22 protein-coding genes are annotated in these 25,798 nt (G+C 65.0%); 9 read left to right on the top strand and 13 right to left on the bottom strand.

From position 1 onward, the window contains the following. The first annotated feature begins 19 nt into the window (after positions 1–19). From coaBC to RVY76_RS11365, 5 genes are all read left to right on the top strand, one after another. Entirely contained in the window at positions 20–1,228 is a 1,209-nt protein-coding gene (gene coaBC, locus RVY76_RS11385) for a bifunctional phosphopantothenoylcysteine decarboxylase/phosphopantothenate--cysteine ligase CoaBC (RefSeq protein WP_317374139.1), read from the top strand. After that, positions 1,225–1,698, top strand: coding sequence for a dUTP diphosphatase (gene dut / locus RVY76_RS11380; protein WP_317374138.1), 474 nt, complete (start codon positions 1,225–1,227; stop codon positions 1,696–1,698). Before coaBC ends, dut begins: the two co-directional genes overlap by 4 nt. After that, positions 1,698–2,738: a HesA/MoeB/ThiF family protein gene (locus RVY76_RS11375; protein WP_317374137.1), complete on the top strand. Its 1,041-nt coding sequence runs from the start codon at positions 1,698–1,700 to the stop codon at positions 2,736–2,738. Before dut ends, RVY76_RS11375 begins: the two co-directional genes overlap by 1 nt. A 123-nt stretch (positions 2,739–2,861) precedes the next feature. Then, the gene (hppD, locus tag RVY76_RS11370) at positions 2,862–3,959 is read left to right on the top strand and encodes a 4-hydroxyphenylpyruvate dioxygenase (RefSeq protein WP_317374135.1); all 1,098 of its coding nucleotides are present in this window, start codon (positions 2,862–2,864) and stop codon (positions 3,957–3,959) included. 74 nt (positions 3,960–4,033) lie between these two features. Further along, the gene (locus RVY76_RS11365; protein ID WP_317374133.1) at positions 4,034–6,061 is read left to right on the top strand and encodes a M3 family metallopeptidase; all 2,028 of its coding nucleotides are present in this window, start codon (positions 4,034–4,036) and stop codon (positions 6,059–6,061) included. Between the two features lie 78 nt (positions 6,062–6,139). On the opposite strand, the gene RVY76_RS11360 is transcribed toward RVY76_RS11365, so the two are convergent. From RVY76_RS11360 to trxB, 4 genes are all read right to left on the bottom strand, one after another. Continuing rightward, positions 6,140–8,053 (bottom strand): PhoX family phosphatase, encoded by a 1,914-nt coding sequence (locus tag RVY76_RS11360; protein WP_317374132.1) that lies wholly within the window; start codon positions 8,051–8,053, stop codon positions 6,140–6,142. A 128-nt stretch (positions 8,054–8,181) separates the two neighbouring features. After that, positions 8,182–9,894 (bottom strand): bifunctional sulfate adenylyltransferase/adenylylsulfate kinase, encoded by a 1,713-nt coding sequence (locus RVY76_RS11355; RefSeq protein ID WP_317374131.1) that lies wholly within the window; start codon positions 9,892–9,894, stop codon positions 8,182–8,184. A gap of 102 nt (positions 9,895–9,996) precedes the next feature. Continuing rightward, positions 9,997–11,499 carry a malonyl-CoA synthase gene (locus tag RVY76_RS11350; protein ID WP_317374129.1) on the bottom strand — a complete coding sequence of 501 codons (1,503 nt, stop codon included), beginning with the start codon at positions 11,497–11,499 and terminating at the stop codon, positions 9,997–9,999. 4 nt (positions 11,500–11,503) lie between these two features. Beyond that, positions 11,504–12,505, bottom strand: coding sequence for a thioredoxin-disulfide reductase (trxB, locus tag RVY76_RS11345; protein ID WP_317374128.1), 1,002 nt, complete (start codon positions 12,503–12,505; stop codon positions 11,504–11,506). Positions 12,506–12,661: 156 nt separating this feature from the next. Here trxB and RVY76_RS11340 point away from each other — a divergent pair, with 156 nt between their 5' ends. After that, a complete protein-coding gene (locus tag RVY76_RS11340; RefSeq protein WP_317374126.1) occupies positions 12,662–13,162 on the top strand; it encodes an Lrp/AsnC family transcriptional regulator in 501 nt (166 codons plus the stop codon). On the opposite strand, the gene RVY76_RS11335 is transcribed toward RVY76_RS11340, so the two are convergent. From RVY76_RS11335 to lgt, 4 genes are all read right to left on the bottom strand, one after another. Next, on the bottom strand, positions 13,159–13,890 hold the full coding sequence (locus RVY76_RS11335) for a Hint domain-containing protein (protein WP_317374124.1): 732 nt from the start codon (positions 13,888–13,890) through the stop codon (positions 13,159–13,161). The two genes, RVY76_RS11340 and RVY76_RS11335, sit on opposite strands and share 4 nt — an antisense overlap. A 101-nt stretch (positions 13,891–13,991) precedes the next feature. Continuing rightward, on the bottom strand, positions 13,992–14,750 hold the full coding sequence (pgeF, locus tag RVY76_RS11330) for a peptidoglycan editing factor PgeF (protein WP_317376760.1): 759 nt from the start codon (positions 14,748–14,750) through the stop codon (positions 13,992–13,994). Next, on the bottom strand, positions 14,747–15,817 hold the full coding sequence (locus tag RVY76_RS11325; RefSeq protein WP_317374123.1) for a class I SAM-dependent methyltransferase: 1,071 nt from the start codon (positions 15,815–15,817) through the stop codon (positions 14,747–14,749). Before RVY76_RS11325 ends, pgeF begins: the two co-directional genes overlap by 4 nt. After that, positions 15,814–16,698: a prolipoprotein diacylglyceryl transferase gene (lgt, locus tag RVY76_RS11320; protein WP_317374122.1), complete on the bottom strand. Its 885-nt coding sequence runs from the start codon at positions 16,696–16,698 to the stop codon at positions 15,814–15,816. The genes RVY76_RS11325 and lgt overlap by 4 nt, the downstream gene beginning before the upstream one ends. Positions 16,699–16,801: 103 nt before the next feature. Between lgt and RVY76_RS11315 the strand changes: the two genes are divergently transcribed. After that, positions 16,802–17,047, top strand: coding sequence for an accessory factor UbiK family protein (locus tag RVY76_RS11315; protein WP_317374120.1), 246 nt, complete (start codon positions 16,802–16,804; stop codon positions 17,045–17,047). 12 nt (positions 17,048–17,059) lie between these two features. Here the strand turns inward: RVY76_RS11315 and RVY76_RS11310 are convergent, their stop codons facing one another. Both RVY76_RS11310 and RVY76_RS11305 read right to left on the bottom strand, forming a co-directional pair. Further along, a complete protein-coding gene (locus RVY76_RS11310) occupies positions 17,060–18,274 on the bottom strand; it encodes a pyridoxal phosphate-dependent aminotransferase (RefSeq protein WP_317374119.1) in 1,215 nt (404 codons plus the stop codon). After that, the gene (locus RVY76_RS11305; RefSeq protein WP_317374118.1) at positions 18,274–19,017 is read right to left on the bottom strand and encodes an SDR family NAD(P)-dependent oxidoreductase; all 744 of its coding nucleotides are present in this window, start codon (positions 19,015–19,017) and stop codon (positions 18,274–18,276) included. The genes RVY76_RS11310 and RVY76_RS11305 overlap by 1 nt, the downstream gene beginning before the upstream one ends. A 116-nt stretch (positions 19,018–19,133) precedes the next feature. Here RVY76_RS11305 and RVY76_RS11300 point away from each other — a divergent pair, with 116 nt between their 5' ends. Continuing rightward, positions 19,134–19,370 (top strand): Lrp/AsnC ligand binding domain-containing protein, encoded by a 237-nt coding sequence (locus tag RVY76_RS11300; RefSeq protein WP_317374117.1) that lies wholly within the window; start codon positions 19,134–19,136, stop codon positions 19,368–19,370. Here RVY76_RS11300 and RVY76_RS11295 read toward each other — a convergent pair. The 3 genes from RVY76_RS11295 to RVY76_RS11285 all read right to left on the bottom strand — a co-directional run bounded on the left by RVY76_RS11295 (position 19,367) and on the right by RVY76_RS11285 (position 23,765). Beyond that, on the bottom strand, positions 19,367–19,789 hold the full coding sequence (locus RVY76_RS11295) for a universal stress protein (protein WP_317374115.1): 423 nt from the start codon (positions 19,787–19,789) through the stop codon (positions 19,367–19,369). The two genes, RVY76_RS11300 and RVY76_RS11295, sit on opposite strands and share 4 nt — an antisense overlap. An 11-nt stretch (positions 19,790–19,800) precedes the next feature. Beyond that, the gene (locus tag RVY76_RS11290; RefSeq protein ID WP_317374113.1) at positions 19,801–22,431 is read right to left on the bottom strand and encodes a TRAP transporter permease; all 2,631 of its coding nucleotides are present in this window, start codon (positions 22,429–22,431) and stop codon (positions 19,801–19,803) included. A 344-nt stretch (positions 22,432–22,775) separates the two neighbouring features. Next, the gene (locus RVY76_RS11285) at positions 22,776–23,765 is read right to left on the bottom strand and encodes a TAXI family TRAP transporter solute-binding subunit (RefSeq protein WP_410796032.1); all 990 of its coding nucleotides are present in this window, start codon (positions 23,763–23,765) and stop codon (positions 22,776–22,778) included. A 205-nt stretch (positions 23,766–23,970) separates the two neighbouring features. On the opposite strand from RVY76_RS11285, the gene RVY76_RS11280 reads away from it, so the two are divergent. Continuing rightward, on the top strand, positions 23,971–25,785 hold the full coding sequence (locus tag RVY76_RS11280) for an ATP-binding protein (protein WP_317374110.1): 1,815 nt from the start codon (positions 23,971–23,973) through the stop codon (positions 25,783–25,785). The last annotated feature ends 13 nt before the right edge of the window (positions 25,786–25,798 follow it).

Here is a 25,798-nt window from a genome sequence, read left to right as displayed (position 1 = left end):
CTCGCCTAGGGTCTCGGCGATGAACCTCCAGGGCAAACATATCCTTCTGATCGTGGGTGGCGGCATCGCGGCCTACAAGTCGCTCGACCTCGTCCGGCGGTTGCGCGAACGGGGCGCAACGGTCACGCCCGTCCTCACGCGCGCCGGAGCGGAGTTCGTCACGCCGCTTTCCCTGTCATCGCTTTGCGGGCGGAAGGTCTACGACGATCTGTGGGATCTGACCGACGAGGCCGAGATGGGGCATATCCAGCTTTCTCGCGTGGCCGATCTCATCGTCGTGGCCCCGGCAACCGCCGACCTGATGGCGAAGATGGCCGGCGGCCACGCCGACGACCTTGCCTCCACGCTGCTCCTCGCGACCGACACACCCGTCCTGATGGCCCCCGCGATGAACGTGCGTATGTGGACGCACGCGGCGACACGTCGAAATCTCGGGACGCTGACGGCCGATGGTATCGCAACCGTCGGCCCGAACGAGGGGGACATGGCCTGCGGCGAATTCGGCCCGGGACGCATGGCCGAACCGCTCGAAATCGTCGAAGCTGTCGGGATCCGGCTGGGGGGCGGACCGCTTGCGGGACGGCATGTCGTCGTGACGTCCGGGCCGACGCATGAGCCGATCGATCCCGTGCGCTATATCGCCAACCGCTCCTCCGGTGCGCAGGGGGCGGCAATCGCCGCGGCGCTCCGCGATCTCGGGGCGCGCGTGACATTCGTGACGGGACCCGCCGATCGTCCGCCGCCGCAGGGGGTCGATATCCGTCGCGTCGAGACGGCGGCCGAGATGCTCGACGCCGTGGAGGGCGCACTTCCGGCGGATGTCGCGATCTTCGCCGCCGCTGTTGCCGATTGGCGCGTGGCGAACGCGGCCGGGCAGAAGATGAAGAAGGGTCCATCCGGGTTGCCCCATCTCGACCTCGTCGAGAACCCGGATATCCTCGCTACCATCGCGCGGATGGAAGAAGGTCGTCCGCGACTCGTCGTGGGGTTCGCGGCCGAGACGGAGAACGTCCTCGAGAACGCGACCGCCAAGCGTGTGCGGAAGGGATGTGACTGGATCCTCGCCAACGATGTCTCACCGGCGACGGGGATCATGGGCGGGGCAGAAAATGCACTGACCCTCGTCACGACGGACGGGGTCGAGGACTGGCCCCGCGATACCAAGGTGGCGCAGGCGGCACGGCTCGCGCGCCGCATCGCCGATCATCTGGAGGCATCCGAGACATGAATGCGGAAATCGAGATTCCCGTCCGGCACGCCGATTGGGCCGACCCCGAGATCGCGTTGCCCGATTACGCGAGTGTAGGAGCCGCGGGGGCCGATCTGCGGGCGAACTTCCCGTCGGATGATCGCCCGGACGGTCTCACGCTGCCGCCGCTTGGCCGCGCGATCGTTCCGACAGGTCTGCATATGGCGATCCCTGAAGGGTTCGAGATGCAGATCCGGCCGCGATCGGGTTTCGCGGCGAAACATGGCGTCACGCTTCTGAATTCACCGGGCACGATCGACGCCGATTATCGCGGTGCCGTCGGCGTCCTGCTGGTCAATCTCGGCGATGCGCCGGTGACGGTCACGCACGGAATGCGGATCGCACAGGCCGTTTTCGCCGCGGTCACGCGCGGGCGGTTCGTCCCACGCGACACGCTTGACGATACGGTGCGGGGCGAGGGCGGATTCGGGTCGACCGGGGCGGGCTGATGCTGCTCGTCCTGATCGTGGCGATCGCAATCTGGTGGATCGGAGGGCGCATGGGCTGGCCCCCGCAGGCCCGTGTGATCCTTTTGGGGCTCCTCTATGTCACCGTCCTGGCGCTTACCGTCTTTCCCAACCCTCTGCGCCCGGCGCTTGGCGGATCGACCGGCGAATGGCTGGTCGCCGGTGGGATCGGCGCTCTGATCCTCGGGTATCGCGCGGGTCTGAAGCGGCTTAGAGCCCGCGTTCGCCCCGAGAACCGCCCCGAAGCCGGTGCGACGGGCACCTTCGCGCCCGGAGAGCTCGACCGTTATGCGCGGCATGTCGTCCTGCGGGAGATCGGCGGCACCGGGCAGAAACGGCTCAAGGAGGCGCGCATCCTCGTCGTGGGTGCGGGAGGGTTGGGTTCGCCCGCGCTGCTCTATCTTGCGGGGGCAGGGGTCGGAACGCTCGGGGTGATCGACGACGATGTGGTCGAGGCAAGCAACCTGCAGCGCCAGATCATCCACGGCGATGCGCGGATCGGGATGCCCAAGGTCTTTTCCGCCGAGGCGGCGATCCGTGCGGTGAACCCCTATGTCACGATCCGGCCGTATCAGCGCAGATTGACCCGCGACATGGCCAAGGCGCTGATCGCCGAATACGACCTCGTGCTTGATGGATGCGACGATTTCGAGACGCGATACGCGGTCAACGCGGCCTGCGTCGCGACGGGCACGCCGCTGATTTCGGGTGCGCTGTCGCAGTGGGAAGGGCAGGTGACGACCTTCGCACCGGCCGAGGGTACTCCCTGCTATGCCTGCATCTTTCCCGAAGCTCCCGCACCCGGCCTTGCGCCCAGCTGTGCCGAGGCGGGCGTGCTCGGGCCGCTTCCGGGGATCGTGGGGGCGATGATGGCCGCCGAGGCGATCAAGGAGCTTACCGGCGCGGGAGAGGGCCTGCGCGGGCGCATGGCGATCCACGACGCGCTCTATGGCGAAAGCCGTACGATCACGCTTCGACGTCGTCAGGATTGCCCCGTCTGCGGCGGTGTCGTCGCGGACTGACATTCCCGTATTGTTGACAGGAACTCTTCGCGGGATAATCTTCGGCATACCCGCGGGCCGGGTTCTCTTCCGTTCATGTCGGAAATTGGGGCACGCTTTTTCCGACCGACCGGAGGAAGCCACATGGGCCCTTTCCCGCACGACGCCCCGAAAGCCGAGATCACCGAAAGCAATCCCGCCGGCACGGACGGGTTCGAATTCGTCGAATTCGCGCATGAGGATCCCGACGCACTGCGGGAGACCTTTTCGCGAATGGGATACGTGCATACCGCAAACCACAAGACCAAGCGCATCGAGCTCTGGCAGCAGGGCGACATCACCTACGTTCTCAACGACGAGCCGAGCAGTCATGCGCGGGAGTTCGTGAAGGCGCATGGCCCCTGCGCACCATCGATGGCATGGCGCGTGGTCGATGCGAACCACGCCTTCGCGCATGCCGTGTCGAAAGGTGCCGAGGCCTATGATGGTCCCGGCAAGACGATGGACGTGCCCGCCATCGTCGGGATCGGGGGCAGCCTCATCTACTTCATCGAGGACTATTACGAAGCGAACCCCTACAATTCCGAATTCGACTGGATCTCGAACGCGCATCCTGCAGGTGTGGGGTTCTACTATCTCGATCACCTCACCCACAACGTCCACAAGGGCAACATGGATGTCTGGTTCGGGTTCTACGGCGACATCTTCAACTTCCGGGAAATCAGGTTCTTTGACATCCAGGGCAAGCATTCCGGGCTGTTCTCCCGCGCGCTGACCTCGCCCTGCGGGCGCATCCGGATTCCCATCAACGAGGATCGCGGCGAGACGGGGCAGATCGTCGAATATCTCAAACGCTACAACGGCGAGGGGATCCAGCACATCGCGGTGGGGGCGCACGACATCTATTCGTCGGTGGACGCGATCGCCGACAAAGGCGTCAAGTTCATGCCCGCCCCGCCCGAGACCTATTACGACATGAGCCACGAACGCGTGCCGGGCCACGACGAACCGCTCGACCGGATGAAGAGGCACGGGATCCTCATCGACGGCGAGGGGGTGGTCGATGGCGGCGAGACGAAGATCCTGCTGCAGATCTTTTCCAGGACCGTGATCGGACCGATCTTCTTCGAGTTCATCGAACGCAAGGGCGACGACGGCTTCGGCGAGGGCAACTTCAAGGCGCTCTTCGAATCGATCGAGGCCGACCAGATCGCCCGTGGCGTGCTGAGCGAGAAGGCCTGATCCCGCGCCGGGGGTGGCAATGCCGCCCCCCGCGCCATAGGTCGGGTGTGATATCCCGAAAGATGGAGCACCAAGTGACCAATCCCCTTCTCGACGACTGGACGACCCCTTACGAGATGCCGCCCTTCGAGCGGATCGAGGACGACCATTTCGAGGAGGCGGTCGACGCGGCCCTGTCGGAGGCGCGTGCCAATGTCGCGGCGATCGCCGACAACGAGGCCGACCCGACCTTCGCCAACACGATCGAGGCGCTGGAGCGCGCCGACGAGACGCTCGGCAAGGTTTTGGGCGTCTTTTACAACCTCGCCGGTGCCGACAGCAACGCACGGCGCGAGGCGCTGAGCCGGGAGTTCTCGCCCAGGCTTTCGGCCTATTCGTCGGAAGTGTCGCAGAACGAAAAGCTCTTCGCGCGGATCGAGACGCTCTGGCAATCCCGCGACGACCTCGACCTGACCGACGAGCAGGCACGGCTTCTCTTCCTCACGCGACGGTCATTCGTGCGCCGCGGGGCCGAGCTCGAGGGGATCGCCAAGGACCGGCTCGCGCAGGTGGCCGAGCGGCTTTCCTCGCTCGGTGTGCAGTTTTCGCAGAACCTGCTTGCGGACGAGCGTGACTGGCACATGGCGCTCGCGCCCGGCGACCTTGAAGGGCTGCCCGATTTCGTCGTCGAAGCGGCCGAAGCGGCGGGCGAAGCAAAGGGCCTCGGCGGTCCGGCGATCACGCTGTCGCGCTCGATCATCGTGCCGTTCCTGCTATTCTCGCCGCGCCGCGACCTGCGCGAGACGGCGCACAAGGCATGGACCGCGCGGGGTGCCAATGGCGGCGAGACCGACAACCGCGCCATCGCGGCCGAGATCCTCGCACTTCGTGAGGAACGCGCGGGACTTCTGGGCTATGACAGCTTCGCTGAGTTCAAGCTCGAGACCGAGATGGCACGCACCCCCGAAGCGGTGCGCGACCTTCTCATGCGTGTATGGGAACCCGCCCGGGCCTCCGCGATGGAGGACCAGCAACGGCTCGCGGCGATGATGCACAACGACGGTGTCAACGGTGAGCTCGAGCCCTGGGACTGGCGCTATTATTCCGAAAAGCGCCGTGCGGAAGAGCACGATCTCGATGAAAGCGCACTGAAGCCGTATCTGCAGCTCGACCGGATGATCGAGGCGGCGATGGATTGCGCGAACCGGCTCTTCGGACTGGAATTCCGGCCTGTCGACGTGCCGCTCTACCATCCGGATGTCCGCGCGTGGGAAGTGACACGCGATGGACGCCACATGGCGATCTTCCTGGGCGATTACTTCGCGCGCGGGTCCAAGCGCTCGGGCGCGTGGTGTTCGGCCATACGCAGCCAGCAGAAACTCGCGGGCGATATCCGGCCGATCGTGGTCAACGTCTGCAATTTCGCGAAGCCTCCCAAGGGCAAACCCGCGCTGCTGAGTTACGACGACGCACGCACGCTTTTCCATGAATTCGGCCATGCGCTGCACCAGATGCTGTCGGACGTGACCTACGAATCGATGAGCGGTACGTCGGTCGCACGCGACTTCGTCGAACTGCCGAGCCAGCTTTTCGAGCATTGGCTGGAAGTGCCCGAAGTGCTCGAGACATTCGCGACGCATGCCGAGACGGGCGAGCCGATGCCGCGCGACATGCTCGAGAGGCTTCTGGCCGCGAATACCTACGACATGGGCTTTCAGACGGTCGAATATGTGGGATCCGCGCTCGTCGATCTTGAATTCCATGCGGGCGAGGCCCCCGAAGATCCGATGGCCACCCAGCAGGAGATCCTGGAGGGGATCGAGATGCCCCACGCGATCGGCATGCGTCATGCCACGCCGCATTTCGCCCATGTCTTCTCGGGCGACGGATATTCGTCGGGCTATTACAGCTACATGTGGTCCGAGGTCATGGACGCGGACGCATTCGCGGCCTTCGGAGAGGCGAGCGGTCCCTTCGATCCCGAACTCGCCGCGAAGCTGGAACGGCATATCCTCTCGGCCGGCGGGCGCGAGGAAGCGCAGGATGCCTATACGGCGTTTCGCGGCAGGATGCCCGGCCCCGAAGCTCTCCTGAAGGGGCGGGGGTTCGACGTCGCGGCCTGATCGTCACTCATCCAGACAGACAAAAAAGGCGCGCCGTTTCCGGCGCGCCCAGTCCGCGGATCGGGATCCGGGGGGGAACTAGCCGATCTGCGCCTTGTCGTCGCGGACGACCTGGATCACGGCCGAGCGGGGCAGCATGCCTTCGCCGTCGGGGAAGGGGGCGCTCGGGTGCTGGATTCCCACGAACATCGTCCGCAGATCGTCGGACCAGGTGAGGCCCGTCACCTCGGACCCGTTCGGCCCCGTCAGGAAGCGCTCGATCCGGCCGGTTTCGGGATCGCCGGCGAGCATCTGGTTGTTTCCCATCCCCTGGAAATCACCCTCGTTCGTGTCGTCGCCGTCGGTCTGGATCCACAGAATGCCGGTCGTGTCGAAGGACATTCCGTCGGGTGAGTTGAAGAGATTGCCCACGCCGGTTTCGCTCTCCTCGGCGGTCCGAAGGTTGTCTGAACCGGCATATGCGTCGTCGTGAACGGTGGGGTTGCCGGCCATGACGTAGAGATCCCAGCGGAACTGCGTGTCGGCATGGTCCTCGTTCGCGGGGAACCAGCGCACGATCTGGCCGAATTCGTTCTCCGAGCGCGGGTTCGGGCCGCCCACGGCGGTCTCGTCGCCTCCGGCATTCGGCGCAACGCCCCGGTTGCTGTTGTTGGTAAGCGCGCAATACGCCTCGACCGCCACGGGGTTCACGGCAACCCATTCGGGGCGGTCCATCGTCGTCGCGCCGACTGCCGACCCGGCCATCCGGGTGAAGATCGCGATCTCGGCGTCGTCGGCCATGCCGGTCGCCTCGGGCGTCAGCGCGATCCATTCGCCGGTCATATCGTCGTTGAACTTCGCAACGTAGAGCTGCCCCTCGTCGAGCAATGTCGAGGTGTCGCCGCCTTCGTCATAGGAGGCGTCCGAGACGAACTTGTAGAGGAATTCGCCCCGCTCGTCGTCGCCGAGATAGACGACAACACGGCCATCGGGCGCGATCACGCTTGCTGCGTTCTCGTGCTTGAAACGTCCGAGCGCCGTCCGTTTGACGGGCATGCTCTCGGGGTCGGCCGGATCGATCTCGACCACATAACCGAAGCGGCGCGGCTCGTTCGGGGTCTTCGACACGTCGAAACGTTCGTCGAACGCTTCGTAATTGTAGCGCCCTTGGGCCGAGATGCCGTAGCGCCCGTAATCCGTGGGCAGGTTGGCTTCGAGCTCGGCATCGGTCGATCCGAAATAGCCGTTGAAGTTCTCCTCGCAGGTCAGATACGTGCCCCAGGGTGTCTTGCCCGACCCACAATTGTTGAGGGTTCCCAAGGCTTCACGACCTTCGGGGTCGGCCTCGGTCCGCAGAAGGTCGTGACCGGCGGCGGGGCCGCTGATCCGCATGGGCGTGTTGTGGTGGATGCGGCGGTTGTAGGGGCTGTCGAGCACGATGTCCCAACCCTCGGCTCCTTCGGCGATCTCCATCACGGTGACGCCCTGCATGTTCTGCAGGATCCTGACCTCGTCGGCATTGGTCGGGATGCCGCCTTCGATATGGGGCAGGTTGATCTCGGGATTGACGTATTCGTGGTTCACCGCGATGAGCTGATGCCCGTCATGGACGAAGGCTTCCATGCCGTCGGTATTCTCGCCGAAGACCTTGTCGGAGGCTTCGAGAGAGACGCCTCGGTCCGCGCTCATCTCCTCGACGCCGGAAAAGAGCGGCTGCCCCCATTTCGCGACCGGACGCCAGCTGTAGCCTTCGGGCACGTGCACGGTGGTGTCGGTTTGGATCGGGATCGGTGTGAAGGCGAAGCGTCCGGCGGCCGTCTGCGCCTGGGCGGCGCGCGGGCCGAGACCCATCACCGCAGCACCCGAACCGACGGCCAGAACCCCGCCGAGGAACCCGCGACGCGACATGGCGCTGGCGACGACGGCATCGAAATCGGTCTGCTCGGGGCGGGGATCGTTCAGCTCGTCCCACTCGTCCCAGCTGAGATGCGATGTGGCTTTGAGGTCTTTCATGGCTACGCTTTCCTGATGTCTGCGCAGCCGAGATAGAGTTCGAATATATCGTTCCCGCTTCAGTTACATGAAGCTTTGGTGACGCGACCCCGGTCGAGACGTGACCGGGATCGCGGAAGCTCAACGCCTCAGGCGGCGATCAGCCCGAGGCTTTCGAGCTTGAGCAGGACCTGATGGGCGCAATGGTCGACATCGGTCGATTCGGTGTCGATGCGCAGTTCGGGATTGACCGGCTCGTCATAGGGATCCGAGATGCCGGTGAATTCCTTGATCTTGCCTGCGCGCGCGGCCTTGTAGAGCCCCTTGCGGTCGCGCCGCTCGCATTCCTCGAGGCTGGTCGCGACGTGGATCTCCACGAAGGTGCCGAAGCTCTCGACATCCTCGCGGACGGCACGGCGGGTCGTGGCGTAGGGCGCGATCGGTGCGCAGATGGCGATGCCGCCGTTCTTTGTGATTTCGCTCGCGACATAGCCGATGCGGCGGATGTTGAGGTCGCGATGCTCCTTGGAGAAGCCGAGCTCGGAGGAGAGGTTCTTCCGCACGATATCGCCGTCGAGCAGGGTGACGGGGCGTCCGCCCATCTCCATCAGCTTCATCATCAGCGCGTTGGCGATGGTCGACTTGCCGCTGCCCGAAAGACCGGTGAAGAACACCGTGAAGCCCTGCTGCGCCTTCGGCGGACGGGTGCGACGCAGCTCCTGAACCACTTCGGGGAAGCTGAACCAGTCGGGAATGTCGAGGCCCTCGGCCAGACGGCGGCGCAGTTCGGTGCCCGAGATGTTGAGGATCGTGACCTTGTCCTGATCGGCGATCTCGTCGGCGGGCTCGTATTGCGCGCGCTCCTGCACATAGACCATGTGTTTGAAGTCGACCATTTCGATGCCCATCTCGTCCTGATGGGCGCGGAAGAGGTCCTGCGCGTCGTAGGGGCCGTAGAAATCCTCACCGGCGGAATTCTTGCCGGGCCCGGCATGGTCGCGACCCACGATGAAGTGGGTGCAGCCGTAATTCCGGCGGATGAGCCCGTGCCAGACGGCCTCGCGCGGGCCGGCCATCCGCATGGCGAGCGGCAGCAGCGACATGGTCGTGGTTGCGGATGGATACTTGTCGAGCACGGCCTCGTAGCAACGCACGCGCGTGAAATGGTCCACGTCACCCGGCTTCGTCAGCCCCACGACAGGATGGATGAGGAGGTTCGCCTGAGCCTCCTTTGCGGCACGGAAGGTCAGTTCCTGATGCGCGCGGTGGAGCGGGTTGCGTGTCTGGAACGCGACGACACGCCGCCAGCCCATCTTGCGAAAATAGGCCCGAAGCTCGTTCGGAGTGTCGCGGCGGGCGCGGAAATCATAATGGACCGGCTGCTGGATCCCGGTGACGGGGCCACCGAGATAGACCTTGCCGGCGCGGTTGTGCAGGTAGTCGACGGCCGGATGCGCCTCGTCGTTCGCACCGAAGACCATCTCGGCTTCGCGCGATTTTTCGGGCACCCACTTGTCGGTGATCGTCATGGTGGCGAGGATCACGCCTTCCTGGTCGCGAAGCGCGATGTCCTGCCCTTCCTCGATCCCCTCGGAGAAGGCCTCGCTGACGTCGAGCGTGATCGGCATGGGCCAGAGCGTCCCGTCGGCGAGCCGCATCTTCTCGACCACACCGTCGTAATCCGCGCGCCCGAGGAACCCTTTCAGCGGGGCGAAGCCGCCGTTCATCAGCAGCTCGAGATCGCAGATCTGGCGCGGCGTCAGGTCGAGGCTCGGCAGGTCACCCGCTTCGGATTTCAGCTTCTGGGCACTGTCATAGGAGACGTAAAGTTCGGGGATCGGGGCAAGGTTCGGGATTTGCATCGGAAAACTCGGATTGGGAACGAATGTCGCAGGGGCGGGTAAGTTGCATGGCCCCTAGCCCGACGCAATCCGGCTTGGCAAGGCCATGCCAGCGAAATCCCGCTATTCCGTATGCGCGGCCCTTTCGCGCAGAGCGGCTTTCTGAACCTTGCCCATCGTGTTTCGCGGCAGCTCTTCGATCAGCTCGTATCCCTGCGGGTGCTTGTAGCGGGCGAGGCGGCGCGCCACCTCGGCACGAACGTTTTCGAGATCCGGGCCGTCGCCTTCGGGTACGAGAAAGGCGACCGGGGTTTCGCCGAAATCGGGATGCGGCACGCCCACGACGGCGGATTCGAGCACGCCCGGCTGGTCGTCGAGAATGTCCTCGATCTCCTTTGGGTAGACGTTGTAACCGCCCGAGATGACGAGGTCCTTCGCGCGGCCGACGATCGTGACGTAGCCCTCCGCGTCGCGTTGGCCCAGATCGCCGGTGATGAAGAAGCCGTTCTCGCGCAGTTCCTCGGCGGTCTTCTCGGGCATGTTCCAGTAGCCCTGAAAGACATTCTTGCCACGTACCTCGATGATTCCGACTTCGCCCGGTGCGACCGCCTCGCCCGTCTCGGGGTCGCGGATCTCGATCTCGACGCCCGGCAGCGGAAAGCCCACGCTGCCCGCGCGCCGCTCGCCGTCATAGGGATTCGAGATGTTCATGTTGGTTTCTGTCATGCCGTAGCGTTCGAGAATCCTGTGCCCGGTCCGTTCCTCGAAGGCGCGGTGCGTCTCGGCGAGAAGGGGGGCGGACCCGCTCACGAAAAGCCGCATGTTGCGGGTCAGATCTCGGTCGAAACGGTCATCCGACAGCAGCCGCGTGTAGAATGTCGGCACGCCCATCATGACGGTGGCGTCCGGCAGTGCGCCGACGACCTGCTCGAGGTCGAAGCCCTGCTGGAAGATGACCGATCCACCGGCCAGCAGCATCACGTTCATCCCCACGAAAAGCCCGTGAGTATGAAATATCGGCAGCGCGTGCAGCAGGACATCGTTCTCGTCGAAGCGCCAATGGTCGACCAGCGTGCTGGCGTTCGACAGCAGGTTCCGGTGCGACAGCATCGCACCCTTCGAACGCCCCGTCGTTCCCGAGGTATAAAGGAATGCGGCAAGATCGTCCGGACCGCGCGCGACCGTTTCGAACCGCGTCGGTGCAGCGTCCGCCGCGTCTACGAGACTGCCCGTTCCGGCCCCGAGAGTGCGGAGTTCGGCACCGGCTGCACGCGCGATATCGGCGAGGGCGTCTTCCTTCTCCGGAGCGCAGACCAGAATGCGCGCCTGCGAATCGGTCACGAAATATGCCAGTTCCTCGGCGGTATAACCGGTGTTGAGCGGCAGGAAGATCAGCCCCGCCTGCGTGCATCCGGCAAAGAGCGCGAGCGTATCGGGCAGCTTTGCAACTTGCACGGCCACGCGGTCGCCCGGCTCTGCACCGAGTGCGGTAAGCGCATTGGCGAACTGCGCCGCCCGATCGACGAATGCCCCGTAGGAGATGTCCGATCCGTCCGGCAGATGGAGGAACGGCCGGTCCTTGCCGGAATGCGGCGCATAGAGTGCATCGAAGAGCGTATTCGCCATTTCCCTACTCCGCCGGAACCTCGGCACCGTAGCCCAGCGGTTCGGTTTCGGTCTTGCCTTCGTCGAGCCCGACAGACGCGAGATAGCGCTCGGCCTCCAAGGCGGCCATGCAGCCCATTCCGGCACTCGTCACCGCCTGGCGATAGACGTGGTCGGTCAGGTCGCCGGCCGCGAAGACGCCCGGGATCGAGGTTTCGGTCGAATCGGGCTTGGTCACGACATAGCCGCCGTGATGCGTCTCGAGCTGATCGGCGACAAGTTCCGAGGCGGGGGCATGTCCGATCGCGACGAAGACGCCCTTGACCGCGATCTCGGTGATCTCGCCGGTCTTGACGTTCTTCGCGCGCAGTCCTTCCACGCCCTTCGGATCGCTCGTGCCCGTCACCTCCTCGAGCCCGTGATCCCAGAGGACCTCGACCTTGGGGTGATTCAGGAGCCTGTGCTGCAGGATCTTCTCGGCACGAAGCTCGTCCCGGCGGTGGATCAGCGTCACCTTGTTCGCGAAGTTTGTGAGGAACAGCGCTTCCTCCACGGCCGTGTTGCCGCCGCCGATCACCGCCACGTCCTGACCGCGATAGAAGAAGCCGTCGCAGGTGGCGCAGGCCGAGACACCGAAGCCCTTGAAGGCCTCCTCGCTCGGTAGGCCCAGCCATTTCGCCTGCGCGCCCGTGGCGAGGATCATGGCATCGGCGGTATAGGTCATTCCGCTATCCGCAATGGCAGTGAAGGGTCGCTTCGAAAGATCGACCGATGAGATGTAATCCGATACGATCTCGGCACCGGTCTCGCGCGCATGGGCTTCCATCTTGACCATGAGATCGGGCCCCATGATCGACGCCTCGCCCGGCCAGTTCTCGACATCCGTGGTGATGGTGAGCTGTCCGCCCGGCTGGATGCCCTGGATCAGCACCGGCTCGAGCATGGCGCGCGCCGCATAGACGGCCGCGGTATACCCTGCGGGACCCGAACCGATGATCAGAACTTTGACGTGCCGCGTCTCGGCCATGGTGCCTCTCCTCATCTCGTGTCGGTCGGATATAGTCGGATGCGTCCCCTGCCGAAAGGCCCCCGGTCGAGGCGAAAGAATGTTGCGCCCGATTGAAACAATGTTGCACCGGCCCTCCACCTCGCGCAAGGTCGCCGAAAACCCGAGGAGACGGACATGGCGGGGCACAAGCTCGACGCGATCGACAGAATGATTCTCGCCGAGTTGCAGTCCGACGGTCGGATGACGAATGTCGAACTCGCCCGCAGGGTCGGCATATCGGCACCGCCCTGTCTGCGGCGGGTCCGCACGCTCGAGGAGCAGGGCTTTATCCGGGATTATCACGCGGTCGTCGATCCGCGAAGTCTCGGGTTCGAGGTGAGGGTCTTCGCGCTCGTCGGATTACAGAGCCAGGCCGAAACGGATCTTTCCGCATTCGAGGGTCGCTGCCGGGACTGGCCACTCGTGCGCGAATGCCACATGCTGAACGGCGAGGTCGACTTCCTGCTGAAATGCGTGGCTCCGGACCTCTCGACCTTTCAGGCGTTCCTCACCTCCGAACTCACCAGCGCGCCGAATGTCGCGTCGGTCAAGACATCGCTCGTCATCCGCTGCGCCAAGGACGAGCCCGGCGTGCCGTTCGACATGGGCAATTCGCCGCGGATCTCGCGCGGTTAGACCGACGGCCCGTACGTCGAGGGGGCTGCGATCCGGTGCAGGGCCGGAGGGCCGAAATCCTCGACACCGGCCTTGTGGGGAAACATCGACATATAGAGACGGCGCAACGCATCGTTCGCACCGGCCATGGCTGTTTCGGGATGCAGGCTCTCGACCTCCATGCCGTTGACGTCTAGCGTCTCGTGCTCGGCGAAGCCGAGCTGATAGCACGCAATCGCGGAAAGCGGGCGAATGGCAAGGACGCTTTGCCCGTCGACCAGATCGGCGACCGGGACCAGCGCACGGGCGCGGGCGCGTTCGGCATGGCATCCCTCGACCAATGTGACGAGGCGCGCACCGGGGCCGAGCATCAGATCCGGCGCGGGACGACCCAAGCCCATTGCATCGGCGGGCAGGCGATAGAGCGTCCGACCCTCGCGATCCGGTCTGATGGTGCAGCTTCCGATCCACCTCAGCGTCCGCGTCCCCCGCGTGGTGACGATTTTCATGCCGGGATGGGCATCCTCGATCGCGACGATACCCTCCGGCGTCCGCAGAAGGGCACCGCGTGCCAAGGCGGAAAAGGAGTGCAGGAAGAAGGGCGTCGCCGGACCCGCGCGTTCGCATTCCTCGATCTCGCCCGATCGGGTGAGCCAGGCCACGCGGTAACGTTCGCTGAGCGGCGGCATCGCAGGCAGGGGCAGGGCATGAGGGGATGTCGCGCGGCGAACCGTCCAGGGCGTACTCATGTCTTGCGTCTCCTCTCGCGCGGGGCAGTTCACCGATCGGTTCGGAGAGGATCGCCGCCGATTGCGGCAGTTTTTCGGCTCAGCCGGGGCGGTATCGGGACCTATGCGCGGATGACCGAGATGAGGCGTCCGTAATCGGCCTCGCGGCGATGGACCGACCGACGGTAGGAGAAGAAGCGTCGCTCGTCGGAATAGGTGCAATGCCTCAGCCATTCCGCCGCGCCGATCCCGGCATCGCGCAGTCTCTGCAGCCCGTATCCGGCAAGATCGAAATGTACCCGATCGCCGTCGCCCTGCGCAAAGAACTGCGTATATTCGAAATCGTCGCCGACGATCTCGTCCATCATGTCCGGTCCGACCTCGTAGGCAGATTGCGAGATGCAGGGTCCGATCGCGGCCGAAATTTCTTTCCGTCGGGCCCCGAGTTCCACCATCGCATCGATCGTGGCCTCGATCACGCCGGCACGGGCCCCGCGCCATCCCGCATGGGCCGCGCCGACCACCCCTGCCTCGGCATCGGCGAGCAGGACCGGCATGCAATCTGCCGTCAGGATGGCAAGCGCGCGGCCGGGCTCCCGCGTGACCATCGCGTCGGCCCTGGGCAAATCCTCTCCTCTGTCGCCATGGACGGTCACGACCTCGGCCGAATGGATCTGCTCGACGCCGACGAGCGCTTCGGGCGCGATCTCGAGCGCGTCGGCCGCCCGGTCCCGGTTGATACGAACGATGTCGTTCTGATCGGACGATCCATAACCGCAATTCAGCCCGGCAAAGACACCCGACGACGCGCCGCCCCGGCGCGTGAAGAAGCCGTGGGCCAAGGGTTGCAGCATGTCCGACGTCAGGATCTCGAGCATCAGGTCGCACCTTCCGGCAATGTCCCGGGCGGGGGGCCGTATCCGTCATGGAGCGCCAGGACCTTGAAGAGGGTTCCCATTTCGTCCGGATGCGTCAACCGTCGATGCGCCGCCACATGAGTCTCCAGCGCCGCACCCTCGAGCCCCGCGGCCAGCGCGCGTGCCCGCGCCGTGACCCCGAGCCGTTCGAGCCAGAGGCCCTGCGTCACGAGCGGCGCGGCACCGCATGATGCCGCACGGGCAAGCGCGCCGAAATCGACATGGGCAGTCAGGTCCGTCTCGCCCGGCAAAGCGAGAGGTGCGACTTTCCTGTGCCCTTTCAGCGCCTGGAACGTGTCGCCGCGGGGCGTCTCGTCACCGTAATCGACGATCAGCGCGACGCCGCCATGTGTCGTGATGTGGTCGCCGATCTCGGAGGCGAGCGATGTGGCCGCGCCAGATGTCTCGACCATGTCGCCGTCCTCGGTATCGGCAAGCCGGCCTTCGAGCGCGGCCAGCGGAACTGGATCCGAGAGCGCGAATGCCAGCGCATCGTCGCGGACCGCGATAAGCCTTTCGCGCCAGAGATCCCCGTCGCGCAGGAACTGGCGGATCGGCAGCGCATCGAAAAGTTCGTTCGCGATGAGAAAGAGCGGACGCGCGGGCAGGTCAGGGATGCCCGCGACCCAGCGCGGATCATGTCCCGCGAGCGTCTCGGCCTGACTGCGCCTGAGCGGTTCGGACGTCTCGACCAGGATCAGGTCCATCGCGTCGTGAAAGCCCGGGACCGCCTTCGTGGCGCGCAGCGCATCGGCCATCAGCGTGCCCCTGCCGGCCCCCAGTTCGACGAACGCGAAGGGGGCGGGGCAACCGCGGTCGATCCAGCTCTGGGCGAGAGCAAGGCCCACGAGTTCGCCGAACATCTGGCTGATCTCGGGCGCGGTCACGAAGTCCCCGGCGGCCCCCAGCGGATCGCGCGTTCTGTAATAGCCGTGTTCGGGATGCAGCAGGCAGGTCGTCATGTATTCCGCGACGGTGATCGGCCCGGTCGCACGGATCTGTCGTTCAAGAAGATCGCCCAGCGGCGTCATCGGCGCATCCGCGCGCGCAGGATGAAAGCGAGTCCCAGCGCCACCATCGGCAACGACAGAAGCTGCCCCATGCTGAGCCCCGCCTGACCGATCTGTACCACGTAGCCCATCGGATTTCCGGGTTCGATGAACTGCGCGTCGGCCTGACGAAAGAATTCGACGAAGATCCGCGCGGCCCCGTAGCCCACGAGAAAGAGTCCGGTGACCTGACCGGGCCGACGGGTCCAGCCACATGCGAAGACCACGAAGATCAGCAGCGCACCGAGCACGATCCCCTCGAGCCCAGCCTCGTAGAGTTGCGAGGGGTGGCGCGCGCAGAGGCCCTCGACGCCGGGGCAATCCTGCGCGGCGGCACCCGGAAAGATCACGGCCCAGGGCAGGTCGGTCGGCCGCCCCCAGAGCTCCGCGTTGATGAAGTTCGCGATCCGCCCCAGCAGCAGACCCGGCGGCGTGCCGAGCGCCATGAGATCGAGAACGCTCAGGATCCGGACCTTGTGTTTCCAGGCGAACCAGAGCGCGCCGGCCGCCATGCCCAGCATGCCGCCATGGAACGACATGCCCCCCTGCCAGATCATCGGGATCTCGATCGGGTTCGAGAGATAGTATGCCGGCTGATAGAAGAACACGAAGCCGAGCCGCCCGCCGGCCAGGATCCCCACGATCACGGCCGTTATCAGATCCTCGGCCGCTTCGGGCGCGAAGGGGCGGACACCGCCCGGCCAGAGCGCATCGCGCCTGACCGCCATCACGGCGAGCCGCCATCCGATGACGATGCCCACGATATAGGCGAGGGCGTACCACCTGAGCGCGAAAGTGAATTGCCCCAGATCGACCGAGAAGATCTCGGGAGAGATGTCGGGGAAGGGGATCGCGAAAATCATGGTCCGGCAGAAGCCCCATGACCCGTCCGGTGTCAACCTTGAGAATTACCGCCGAGATCGCCATATCGTCTTGGAATCCAGCAGCCCGGAGGAATGCCCGATCATGCAGACCCGCAACAAGATGTTCGACGATCTCAGCCAACTCATGACCAACGCGATGGGCGTGGCGCAGGGAGCCCGCGACGAGGCCGAGACCGCCTTCAAGGGCATGATCGATCGCTTCCTCGCGGATCGCGATTTCGTGACGCGCGAGGAATTCGACGCGGTGCGCACGATGGCCCAGAAGGCCCGCGAGGAGAACGAGACGCTGAAGGCGCGGCTCGACGCGATGGAAAAGAAGGGCGGCTGATCCTTCGAGCGCTCAGCCCCCGGGGCTGAGCGTCGATTGACGTTCGAGCACACGCTCGATCCGGTTCATCGCCTCCTCGATATTCTCGAGCGAATTGGCATACGAGAACCGCAGGTATCCCTCTCCGTGGATCCCGAAGGACGTGCCCGCCACGGTCGCGACATGGGCTTCGGCCAGCAGCAGATCCTGAAGCGCACGCGCATTCATGCCGGTGCCGGAGATGTTCGGGAACGCGTAGAACGCGCCGCCCGGATCGCCGCACCGAAATCCCGGGATTGCATCGAGCCAGCCGACGATCGCCTGCCGCCGTCGGTCGAACTGTGCGACCATGTCGCGCACCTCGTCCTGCGGACCCGTCAGCGCGGCAAGCCCCGCATGCTGGCTGGCCGCATTCACGCAGGAATGGTCGTTGATGCAGAGCCGCGTCGCGTGGTCCACCATGCTCTTGGGCCAGATCGCGAAGCCCAGCCGCCACCCGGTCATCGCGTATGTCTTCGACCAGCCGTCGAGCAGGATGAGCCTGTCGCGAATTTCCGGATAGCTCAGCAACGAGGTATGCTCGCGCCCGCCATAAAGCATCTGCGAGTAGATCTCGTCGCTCAGGATCGCGACATGCGGATGCGCCGCGAGGCCCGCGACAAGCTTGTCGATCTCGGCCTTCGGTGTCACGCCGCCCGTGGGGTTTGCGGGCGAGTTGACGATGATGAGCCGCGTCGCGTCGGTGATCTGCGACAGAACCGTGTCGGCGTCGAAAGCGAAGCCGTTCTCCTCGCGCAATTCGATCGGCACGGCCGTCGCACCCGTGTAGCGGATCACCGATTCGTAGATCGGAAAACCGGGATTGGGATACAGGATCTCGACACCCGGGCGTCCGAACATCAGGCAGGCAAAGAACATCGTGGGCTTGCCGCCGGGCACGACGACGACGTGATCGGGATCGACCTCGGTCTCCCCGGCAAGTCCGTGCCGCCTGCCGAGATCCGCGGCCACGGCCTCGCGCAGGGGCAGGAGGCCGTTCGCGGGGGTGTAGCCATGCGCGCCGTCACTCAGCGCCTTGCGCCCAGCCTCGACGATATGTTCGGGCGTGCGGAAGTCCGGCTGACCGATGCCGAGATTGATGACGTCGTGGCCCTGCGACTGCATCCGCGCGGCGCGCGAGAGCACTTCGAATGCCGATTCCGTCCCAAGCCGGGACAGCGACGGCGCGAAATCGGGAATGAAGCTCATCAATAGGTCGCCCGGCCGCCAGACAGGTCGAAGACGGAACCGGTCGTGAAGCTGTTCTCGCGCGAGCAGAGGAAGGCGATCATGTTCGCTGCCTCGTCGATCTCGAGGAACCGGCCACGCGGGATCTTCGACAGCATGTAGTCGATGTGTTCCTGGCTCATCTGGTCGAAGATGCGGGTCCGCGCCGCGGCCGGCGTCACGCAGTTGACCGCGATGTCCATGTCGGCGAGCTCCTTGCCGAGTGACTTGGTGAGCCCGATCACCCCGGCCTTGGACGCGGAATAGGCGCTGGCCTTCGGATTGCCTTCCTTGCCGGCGATGGATGCGATGTTGACGATGCGGCCATATCCCGCCTCGGTCATGCCCGGCACCACCGCGCGGTTCACGTGGAAGGTGCCCATGAGGTTGATGTTCACGATCTGCTGGAACTCGGCCACGTCGTAGTCGACGACCGGCGCATTCGATCCCGCAACCCCCGCGGAATTGACGCAGATCGACACGGATCCGAGCGCTTCGGTCGTCTTGGCCATCGCCGCCTGAACGCTGTCCCAGTCCGAGATGTCGACGCCGCAGGCGATGGCACCCTCGAAGCTCGCGGCGCTTTCCTGCGCCAATGCCTCGTCGCGGTCCCAGATGGCGAGCTTCGCGCCATCGCGCGCGAGATGCTTCGCGACAGCAAGCCCGATGCCCTGCGCACCGCCGGTCACGATCGCTGTCTGTCCGCTGAAATCGTATGTCGCCATCTCGGCCCCTCCCATTTGGTATACCGTTTCTGCAACAACTCGTCGCACGAGGGAAGGGGCTGGCCCTTCGCCCCGCAAAATGATGAGATCCGGCGAAAGCCTGAGGAGTGCGCCCCATGCATTGCGTCTTCGTGCAGATCCGCTGCCGCCCCGGTACGACATATGCCGTCGCCGAGGAGATCGCGCTGCGAGAGATCCATTCGGAGCTCTATTCGACATCGGGCGAATACGAGCTCCTCCTGAAACTCTACATTCCCGAGGACCGCGACATCGGCAAATTCATCAACGACGAGCTTCAGGGCATCGACGGGATCGAACGAACGCTGACGACGCTGACCTTCCGCGCCTTCTAGCCACGCACGACGAAGACCGACTTGCGCGAATGGCGCACGACGCGGGCCGCGTTCGGGCCCAGCAGATAGTCGGCGACATCCGCCGGCGGCGCACCCAGCACGATCGTGTCCACGTCCAGCCGTTCGGCCGCGCGGATGATCTCGTCATAGATGCGACCATGCATGACGTGGGGATGCACCTCCTGCCCGCGCGGGACGTGGGCGTTCACCCATTGGGTCAGCTTCTCGCCCACTTCGTGCAGCGCACGCTCCATCCAGCCTTCTCCGAAGAAATTGCCGACCATGGAGGCCCCGAAATTCGGGATTACCGTGATGACGTGCAAGACGCCGTCCTCGGCCAGCGCGCGGGCGCGGGGCAGCGCCTTTTCCCACGAGGCGGAGGAGGACAGATCGACGGGCAACAGGATCGTTTCGGGCATTTCGATCTCCCTCAGAAGGCCGGTTTGGTCTGGCGGCGGCGCTGCATCACGATCACGACGCCGAGCAGGATCAGCGCCGGGATGTAGAAGATCTGCGCCGGCATGCGGTCGCGCGGCGCGAGAACCTCGGAGATCCGAACCGGATCGTCGGAGTAGAAGTCAAAGCTCGACAGGCGCTCCTGGATCGACGTGCCGAACATCGGTTCCTCGAGCGCGGCGTCGTCGGAATCGGGGCGGAACATGAGGCCCGTCTCCTGGATCCGCGTGGCGGCGTCGCCTTCGGGCACGTCGATCGGCAGGGTCGTGGCCGTCGTGTTGCCGGTGGCGAAGTCCGGCCCCTCGATCCGGATGCGGATCCGCGATCCAGGTTCTGCCTCGGCCAGTGCCTGCTCGAACTGGTCGGGCGGAATGTCGGCAAAGCGGGGCGACACCTGATTGAGCCAAAAGTTCGGAACGAAGAGCGTGAACGCCACGAGAAGCAATGCCGCCGATTCGAGAAGGTTCGAGCGCGCGAGAAAATACCCCTGCGTCGCCGCCGCGAAGAGCAGCATGGCGAAGGTGGCGATCACGAAGACGAAGGCGGCATGCGCGACCCCCGAGGCCGTCGCTAGGTCCACACCGTAAAGGATCAGGGTCGGGTTGTAGATGAAGAGGAAGGGCAACGCGACGGTCCTGAGCGAATAGAAGAACGCCGTGAAGCCCGTCTTGATCGGATCTCCTCCCGACACCGCCGCAGCGGCGAATGAGGCAAGGCCCACGGGCGGCGTCACGTCCGCCATGATCCCAAAGTAGAACACGAAGAGATGCGCCGCGATGAGCGGGACGATCAGCCCCTCCTGCGCGCCGAGCGACACGACGACCGAGGCCATCAGGGACGAAACGACGATGTAGTTGGCCGTCGTCGGCAATCCCATTCCGAGCACGAGGCTGAAAAGCCCGACGAGCACGAGCATGACGATGAGGATGCCGCCCGACAGCGCCTCGACGAGAGAGGCGAGCTCGGTTCCGATAGGGGTACGCGTCACGGTGGCCACGATGATGCCCGCCGCCGCCGTGGCCACGCCGATCCCGATCATGTTGCGCGCGCCCGCGATGAGCCCGTCGAGAAGGTCCCACCCACCCTCGACCGTCGCGGCCCGGATCGACGATCCCTTGCGGAACATCGCCTTGAGGGGCTTCTGCGTGACGATGATGAACAGCATCAGCGCGGTCGCGAAGAACGCGGATCGTGCCGGGCTCTGCTGTTCGACCATCAGGAACCAGACGAGCACGATGATTGGCAGGACATAGTGAAGGCCCGTCTTCCAGACTTCGCCGACCTTCGGCAGCTTGACGATCTCGGCGTTAGGGTCGTCCATCTCGAGGTCTTCCTGCCGCGATGCGACATAGACCAGCGCGACGTACACGGCCGCCAGCGCGACCATCGTGATCGGCGTGGTGAGGGAGGGGACCACGGCATTGAGCCCGCCGATGATGTAGATGAGCGCGGTGAAGCCCGCCCCGAAGATCGCGAAGCCGAGGAAGAAGTTCAGCGCCATCCGACCGAGGGACGGACCTTCCCCGAGGGAGGGCATGTCCTTCTTCAGCGCCTCGAGATGCACGATGTAGACGAGCGCGATGTAGGAAATCACCGCCGGGATGAAGGCGTGCTTGATCACCTCCACGTAGGAGATCCCGATGAATTCGACCATCAGGAAGGCCGCGGCCCCCATGACGGGCGGCATGATCTGCCCGTTGACCGAGCTTGCGACCTCGACCGATCCGGCCTGTTCGGCGGTGAATCCCACCCGCTTCATGAGGGGAATGGTGAAGGTGCCGGTCGTGACGACGTTCGCGATCGAGGATCCGGAAATGACGCCCGTCATCGCCGACCCGACGACCGCCGCCTTGGCGGGGCCGCCGCGCAGATGGCCGAGCCCCGCGAAGGCGAGCTGGATGAAGTAGTTTCCGGCCCCCGCCTTGTCGAGAAGCGACCCGAACAGCACGAAGAGAAAGACGAACGCGGTCGAGACGCCCAGCGGAATGCCGAAGACACCTTGGGTGTCGAGCCACTGCGCGTTGACGATGCTGGTGAACGACAGCCCTTCATGCGCGATGATATCGGGGATCAGCCATCCCTGTCCGAAATAGGAATAGGCGAGGAAGATCGCGCCGACGATGGTCAGCGCGGGGCCCAGCGCGCGGCGCGACGCCTCGAGCAACAGGACGATGCCGATGCATCCGATCACGATCTGCGTCTGCGTGGGCAGGCCTGAGCGGGCGGTCTGTGCGAGGTAATCGGAATACCAGAAGACGTAGAGCGCAGTACCCGTCGCCACGATCCCGAGGACCCAGTCCACGATCGGCACCTTGTGGCGCGGGCTCGACTTCAGCGCGGGATAGCAGAGGAAGGCGAGAGCGAGCGCGAAGGCCAGGTGCACTGGCCGTGTCTGCGAGGAGTTCAGGACCGGGAAATACGCCCCGAACCAGAGCTGCGGCTGCGCGATCCAGAGCTGGAAGAGCGACCAGGTTAGAGCGAGCCCCCCGATCAGGAGTGCGACCGGCCTTTGCGTCGGCGTGCGCGCGCCGGCATCGGACGACGCGACGAGGTCCTGAAGCTCCTCGTCGGTGAATTTGCGGTCGCCGCTTGTGTCGTCGCTCATCTGCTGCCCCTCGTCTGCACCCGTTTACCTTAACGACAGTGTCAAGATCGCCTACCGCAAACTTGGGGAATCTCGGGGGACCGGCGCGCGGTGTCTCCGGAAAAACGCAACTGCCCGATCCTTGATCGCAGCGGATACAGGGGGCTCGTGTCGCGAAATCGAGATGGAGCCGATGCGACCATCATGCCGCCCTATGCGGCACCATGGGTCAGTCCTTGCACGTCATCGGGGTCACTGCCGGGAATTGCGCGCAGGGTGATCCGCCACGCATTCGGGACGCCTGCAGGCGCGGCCGGGGCTCGCCTGCAGGGAATGGCCCGCTTTCACGGGCCATGAATCGATCCTCAGTTCGCGCTTTCGCCGCTTTCCGAGGATCCGCCTTCCCGCAGGAGGCCCGCCTCCTCGAAATAGCGCTGGGCACCGGGGTGGAGCGGCGCGCTCAGCCCGTCATTGGCCATTTCCTCGGGGTCGAGATTGGCGAAGGCTGGGTGCAGCGACCGGAACTGATCGATGTTCTCGAACACGGCCTTCGTGACCTCGTAGACGACATCGTCGGACACGGCATCGGAAGTCACGAAAGTCGCACCTACGCCGAAGGTCTCGGTATCCTCGTCGTTGCCGCGATACATGCCGCCCGGAATGGTCGCGGTGCGGTAGTAGTTGTTCTCGTCCACCAGCTTCTGGACCTCGGGACCGTTCACGTCGACCAGGATCGAATCGCAAGCGGTCGTCGCCTCCTGGATCGATCCGGACGGGTGGCCGACCGAATATACCATCGCGTCGATGTTGTTGTCGCAGAGAGCCTGGCTCTGCTCGGCGGCCTGCAGTTCGGAGGCGAGCGCGAAGTCGGAGGTGGTCCAGCCCTTCGCATCCATCAGACGCTCCATCAGGACGCGCTGGCCAGATCCGGGGTTGCCGATGTTGACGCGCTTGCCCTGCAGGTCGTCGAACGTCTCGATGCCCGCTCCGGCGCGCGCGACGACGGTGAAGGGCTCTGGGTGGACGGAGAAGACCGCGCGCAGCCCCTCGAACGGCTCCTCGAACTGGCCCTCGCCGTTATAGGCCTGCGCCTGAACGTCGGATTGGGCGACGCCGAATTCCATCTCGCCCTGCCGGATGGCGTTCACGTTGAAGACCGATCCGCCCGTGCTCTCGACCGAACAGCGGATGCCGTGTTCGGACCGGCCGCGATTGACGAGCCGGCAGATCGCGCCGCCGGTCGGATAATAGACGCCCGTCACGCCGCCCGTTCCGATCGTGATGAAGTTCTCTTCCTGCGCGGATACCGGACCGGCCATGCCGACGGCGAGCGCCGCGATGGACAGATGTTTCATATAGGACATGGGATCTCCCTGCGTTTTCCTTGGCGGATGCCGGACCGGCGGCCGCCCCGCTGCAAGGATGCGCGCGCGGATCGCGTTGGACAAGGGGGCGACTGTGCGCATGGGCGACCGGGCAATATCTACAAGGCGAAGTTTTCCGTTAATCGTATGGAGAAGTCCGCGGCGTATGAGCGATCCCGGTTTGAAAGGGTGAGCGATGCGGCATGTGGTCCGGACGATGGATGGCGAAGTGCGGATCGGCGGGACCACCGAAGGGGTTCTGCGGTCAGTCGCGCGCGCTTGGCACGGCTTCGGATCTTTGCTCGGGGCCATCTTCGCCACGTCAAACGACGCCACCGCACGGCGTCAGCTTGCGACGAACTATTCCGAGCGTCTGACCGCACATCTCGCGGGCCTCGGCTTCTTGCTGGTCGCGGTGCTTTGCGGGGTCCGCGGCTGGGGGCTGTTGCCCTTCGCCCTCTTTTTCGTCGCGACCTTGGGGATCAACGTGTTCGAGGAACGGTATCTGGCCGTCCGGTCACGTGCCCACCTCGTGGGGAGCATAGCGCTCACGCTCGGGCAGTCGACCTGCGTGGCGCTGGCCAACTGGGCGTTCGTGGCGCAGGCGGGCGGGTTCGGTTTGATCGTCGCCGTCATCGTCACCGGGCTCTGGATCCAGACGGCGAGCAATGTCCGGACCGAGGACATGCGTTACTTCCTGGCCATGGTCGCGCCCATCTTCCCCGGCCTGGGCCTAGCCGTCGGCTATTCGCATGTCGAATTCGTCGATCCATCGATGATCCACTTGATGCTTCCGGTCCTGCTTCTGGGCTTTCTGACCAGCCTGAGGTCCGGATATGTCGCCCACAAGGCCAAGGTCGAGCTGACCGCGGCGCGCGATAGCGCTCGGGACGCGATACAGTCGAAGGACCGTTTCTTCGCCATGATCAGCCACGAGATCCGCACGCCGCTCAACGGCGTCATGGGGGCGGGCCAGATGATGGAAATCGAGGCCCGGACCGACCGCGAACATGAACGCGCCGCGATGATCCTGTCGTCCGGCACGGCCATGCGATCGCTGCTCGACGATCTTCTGGACCATGCGAAACTGGAAGCGGGACAGTTCGTGATCCGTCCCGCACCGATGGCGATCGCGCCGCTACTGAAGGTCGTCGCCACCCTCTTTGCCGATGTCGCCCAAGCGCATGGAACATCGATGCGGATCGAAGTCTCGCCGGATGTGCCATCGCATCTCGTCGGGGATGAGGTCCGCATTCGACAGATCGTCTCGAACCTCGTGTCGAACGCCGTCAAGCATACCGAAGGCGGTACCGTCACGCTCGCCGCGACGTGCTTCGACGGTGCAGGCGGGCCGATCCTGCGGATCACTGTCCGCGATACCGGTCATGGCATTCCGGTCGACGCGCTCGAGCGGGTCTTCGAGCCCTATCGCCAGCTCGACGATGCGGTCTCGGCCTCCGGTGCGGGCACGGGGCTCGGCCTTGCGATCGCCCGCGAACTGGCGCGGCTCATGGGGGGCGATCTCTCCGCCGCGTCGGTGCCGGGGCAGGGGGCGAGCTTCACGCTGACGCTGCCGCTCGTTCTGCCGGAGGAGGACGCGATCCCGCAAGCGCGTCCGCTCAAGGCCGAGATCCCCGCCGAGCGGTCGCTGCGCGTCCTCGTCGTCGACGACGCGCGGCTCAACCGGGCCATCGCCCGCACCTTCCTCGAGCTTGCGGGCATGGTGGTGCTGGAGGCCTCCCAGGGGGCCGAGGCGCTCGAGCTTCTGCGCGAGGAGGGCGCGGATATCGTCCTGACCGATCAGCACATGAGCGTGATGGGCGGCGTGGAACTGCTCTCCGAGATCAGATCGGACAATGCGTTGCGCGATCTTCCCGTCATCCTGCTGAGCGCCGCCGACGTCCCCGTGGAATGCGCGTTCGACGGATATCTGGCAAAGCCCATCAATCGTGCCGATCTCTACGCGACCATCGAGGCGGCGATGAAACGTCCGGTGCGGATCGCGGCCTGATCCCGCAACCCGC

It is taken from the genome of Palleronia sp. LCG004 (assembly GCF_032931615.1).
Classification (GTDB): Bacteria; Pseudomonadota; Alphaproteobacteria; order Rhodobacterales; family Rhodobacteraceae; genus Palleronia.
Note: the sequence above shows the minus strand (reverse complement) of the source record. Positions and strands in the feature narration are given on the sequence as shown.

What these genes read in the sequence shown, in the direction of transcription:
- coaBC (WP_317374139.1), top strand. Translation starts at nt 20, where the DNA reads ATGAACCTCCAGGGCAAACATATCCTTCTGATCGTGGGTGGCGGCATC.
- RVY76_RS11290 (WP_317374113.1), bottom strand. Translation starts at nt 22,431, where the DNA reads ATGAGCGACGACACAAGCGGCGACCGCAAATTCACCGACGAGGAGCTT.
- RVY76_RS11315 (WP_317374120.1), top strand. Translation starts at nt 16,802, where the DNA reads ATGCAGACCCGCAACAAGATGTTCGACGATCTCAGCCAACTCATGACC.
- dut (WP_317374138.1), top strand. Translation starts at nt 1,225, where the DNA reads ATGAATGCGGAAATCGAGATTCCCGTCCGGCACGCCGATTGGGCCGAC.
- RVY76_RS11310 (WP_317374119.1), bottom strand. Translation starts at nt 18,274, where the DNA reads ATGAGCTTCATTCCCGATTTCGCGCCGTCGCTGTCCCGGCTTGGGACG.
- RVY76_RS11375 (WP_317374137.1), top strand. Translation starts at nt 1,698, where the DNA reads ATGCTGCTCGTCCTGATCGTGGCGATCGCAATCTGGTGGATCGGAGGG.
- RVY76_RS11360 (WP_317374132.1), bottom strand. Translation starts at nt 8,053, where the DNA reads ATGAAAGACCTCAAAGCCACATCGCATCTCAGCTGGGACGAGTGGGAC.
- RVY76_RS11295 (WP_317374115.1), bottom strand. Translation starts at nt 19,789, where the DNA reads ATGCCCGAAACGATCCTGTTGCCCGTCGATCTGTCCTCCTCCGCCTCG.
- RVY76_RS11300 (WP_317374117.1), top strand. Translation starts at nt 19,134, where the DNA reads ATGCATTGCGTCTTCGTGCAGATCCGCTGCCGCCCCGGTACGACATAT.
- RVY76_RS11350 (WP_317374129.1), bottom strand. Translation starts at nt 11,499, where the DNA reads ATGGCGAATACGCTCTTCGATGCACTCTATGCGCCGCATTCCGGCAAG.
- RVY76_RS11285 (WP_410796032.1), bottom strand. Translation starts at nt 23,765, where the DNA reads ATGAAACATCTGTCCATCGCGGCGCTCGCCGTCGGCATGGCCGGTCCG.
- RVY76_RS11335 (WP_317374124.1), bottom strand. Translation starts at nt 13,890, where the DNA reads ATGAGTACGCCCTGGACGGTTCGCCGCGCGACATCCCCTCATGCCCTG.
- RVY76_RS11305 (WP_317374118.1), bottom strand. Translation starts at nt 19,017, where the DNA reads ATGGCGACATACGATTTCAGCGGACAGACAGCGATCGTGACCGGCGGT.
- RVY76_RS11340 (WP_317374126.1), top strand. Translation starts at nt 12,662, where the DNA reads ATGGCGGGGCACAAGCTCGACGCGATCGACAGAATGATTCTCGCCGAG.
- RVY76_RS11280 (WP_317374110.1), top strand. Translation starts at nt 23,971, where the DNA reads ATGCGGCATGTGGTCCGGACGATGGATGGCGAAGTGCGGATCGGCGGG.
- lgt (WP_317374122.1), bottom strand. Translation starts at nt 16,698, where the DNA reads ATGATTTTCGCGATCCCCTTCCCCGACATCTCTCCCGAGATCTTCTCG.
- RVY76_RS11355 (WP_317374131.1), bottom strand. Translation starts at nt 9,894, where the DNA reads ATGCAAATCCCGAACCTTGCCCCGATCCCCGAACTTTACGTCTCCTAT.
- trxB (WP_317374128.1), bottom strand. Translation starts at nt 12,505, where the DNA reads ATGGCCGAGACGCGGCACGTCAAAGTTCTGATCATCGGTTCGGGTCCC.
- RVY76_RS11325 (WP_317374123.1), bottom strand. Translation starts at nt 15,817, where the DNA reads ATGACGCCGCTGGGCGATCTTCTTGAACGACAGATCCGTGCGACCGGG.
- hppD (WP_317374135.1), top strand. Translation starts at nt 2,862, where the DNA reads ATGGGCCCTTTCCCGCACGACGCCCCGAAAGCCGAGATCACCGAAAGC.